At 57.4% G+C, this 2584-nt stretch carries 2 protein-coding genes; both read right to left on the bottom strand.

What is annotated here, in order from left to right:
- Positions 1-18: 18 nt before the first annotated feature.
- The gene (locus HN413_17535) at positions 19-1092 is read right to left on the bottom strand and encodes a hypothetical protein (GenBank protein MBT3392203.1); all 1074 of its coding nucleotides are present in this window, start codon (positions 1090-1092) and stop codon (positions 19-21) included.
- On the bottom strand, positions 1079-2584 hold a 1506-nt coding region (locus HN413_17530), incomplete at its 5' end, for a hypothetical protein (GenBank protein MBT3392202.1). The genes HN413_17530 and HN413_17535, both read right to left, overlap by 14 nt.

Raw genomic sequence — 2584 nt, 5'->3', positions numbered from 1 at the left:
CTCATGCTTTTGATTTTATCACCATCCAAACATTCTGTCCCGATCATGCACTAGTATCAGCGCACCCACCAGCCAGACAATGGCTGCCAAAGATGCGTTCCATTCAAAGTCTTGTTGACCGCGAGGTAATCTCCGCAGTGTGCGCCATATCCCCAAAAGGGCCGGAGACCACAACAACGCAAAACCCCAAAAATAATATACTGGCGGCGGCGAAAGGGTAATATTCTGGGTTATAAAGCCACCCCAAAGTGGATTTCGCCAGAAGACCATTGCGCCGTATACCGACATGGGAATCTGTGTCAGCGCGATGATTGCCAGCGCGCCGATAATTTGCCAGCGTATCTTGCGCTGACGCAAAAATTCGGCCAGAGCCGCGCCTGCCATACCCAAATCGGCCAGCAAGGGCGCATAGGATTGGGCCAACTGCGCCAATACCCCAGCCACCGCAACAAGGATTAGCTTCCAGCCGCGCGGTCGGCGCAGGTAGCTCAAAAACCCAACCAGCATGGCAGCCAACAATGCAGTGACCAATGAAAAGTGCGGAAACATCAACATGCCAAAAAACGGGTATGGGTCGATCAGCCAGAAATCGATCGGCGAAATATCCGGCTGTGGCAGCCAGCCAATTGCCATCATCAACCAGCCCAGCCCGGAGCCGCTTAATGCCCACACGAAGGCCAGCCGCCGCCAGAATAATTCGTCAAAGGCTTGTGCCATCAATGCATAAATCCCCAGGCAGGCCAGTAAACCAAAACTCAGACGAAAGACTTGAAACGCCGCGGGGATTGCCAACCCCAATACGTCGGCGGTATGCCCCATGAGCACATACGCCATACGGACATACGCGCCCTCATGTGGCTCGCTCGTAAAGCGCAAGTGCTGCTGCCAGGCTCCCCCGGCCCCAAGCTGCATCGCCGCCAGGTGAGCATCAACATCCAAACGGTTGAAGACCGCCCCACTGAAAACTAATTCGTCCGTTTGGGCGCGGTAGCCCGCCCAATAGGGCAGCGAACTGAGTAACAAGAACAGACTGGCGATCCCCAAAACCCAGCGCCATTCTGCGAATGCGGATTGTGGCTCATTTTTCGGCATAGATATACACCTGAAGCTCTCCCCAATTCTCCACGCGCTCGCGGCGGTAATGTGCATCCAACCAGCCCAGATGGGGATGTTCAACCGCGCCAGCAGCCTGATACTCATCGATAGCACGTTCAAAAATAATAAACCAGATGCGCGGCGCGGCAGCTACGGCCTGGGCTATATCGGCATCTGCCTGAATGCCCATTACGGCCTGGGTTGCGGGGGCGAGGGTATCTGAACCGCTCTCCGGTGGATCGGCCACAAAACGCTGCGGCAGGCTGCGATCATAATAAACCATCGGCAAAAAGGTCAGCTTATTCGAATGCAGGACGATCTCACCCGTGGCAACGCGCTCGGCCAACGAGGCATCCAACCCGGCATAGGGGGCATACGGAAAACCGTCATAGCTGAGGTGGACGCTAATCCCCAGGCCAAAGCCCAATAAAAGCAGCATCGCTGCAAATCGCTGAACAAGCACGGGCAATTCTGTGCGCGTTAAGGCCCAGGTCAGCCACAGCAGAAATAGGACACCCGCGGGCAACAAGGCCCGTTCGACAAAAACCGGAGTCCATTGGGAGAAGAGATAGAGTAGGAGCACCGGGGCAGCGGCCAGATAGCCCAACCACAGGCCGCGACGGACTCCCTCGCGGTGGGCGCGCCAGGCTCGCAAGGTTTGCCAGCCCCCAAGGGCCGTCAACATCAGCGTAATGAACAACCCCACGCCCAACCACAGGCCGGGCAAGGGTAGATTGGTGATAAAGCTCAACAAGGTTGTCATCAGCCGCGTGGGGTCGGGACGCGGGGTCCAGAAATTGCCCTGAATTTTGGCAAATTGAGCCGGTAGACGCAACAACCAGGGGGCATACAGCAAGAGCGCGCCTACGCCACTCAGCGCTGTGGCTCGCAAGGAATGCCAATCGCGCGCCAGCAACGGGGTAAACGCCAATGGCAGCAAAAAGAAAGCGCTCAAATTGTGGGTGTATTGCACCAGAGCCGCGCACAGCATGAATACCAACCACCACCCCCACAGGCGCGTGCGCATCCCCCGCCAGAGAGCATAAGTCGCCCCCAGTAGCCAGAAAGCCATCAGGGCATACATACGTACCTCTTGCGCATAATGAATTTGAAAAGGCGCGAGCGCAACCATCCCCCCTGCCAGTAGGCCGAAGCGATCATCGAACAGGCTGCGTCCCAACAAATAGGCCAGCGTCACAACGCCCAAACCGGCCAGCACAGACAGGCCGCGCACCACTCCCGGCGACTCGCCCAGGACGCGCATCCAACCCCACAACAGAGTGTAATACAAAAGGGGGTGTTCTTCGGCAGCGCTGCCCGCCTGTCCATCCAGCGTGCCGCCCAGCATGGCTTGCGGGCCACTCGACGCGAATAACGCCGAGAAGGCTTCATCGTACCAAAAAGGGCGCGAAGAAATTGCCAGTAAGCGCAGGATCAGCGCCAGCGCGAGCAAACTGCCCACCACAATGAGCTTGCGCTCGCCGAGACT

It is taken from the genome of Chloroflexota bacterium, assembly GCA_018648225.1.
Lineage (GTDB): Bacteria > Chloroflexota > Anaerolineae > Anaerolineales > UBA11858 > NIOZ-UU35.
This window is presented reverse-complemented; position numbering and strand designations above follow the sequence as displayed.

What these genes read in the sequence shown, in the direction of transcription:
- HN413_17535 (MBT3392203.1), bottom strand. Translation starts at nt 1,092, where the DNA reads ATGCCGAAAAATGAGCCACAATCCGCATTCGCAGAATGGCGCTGGGTT.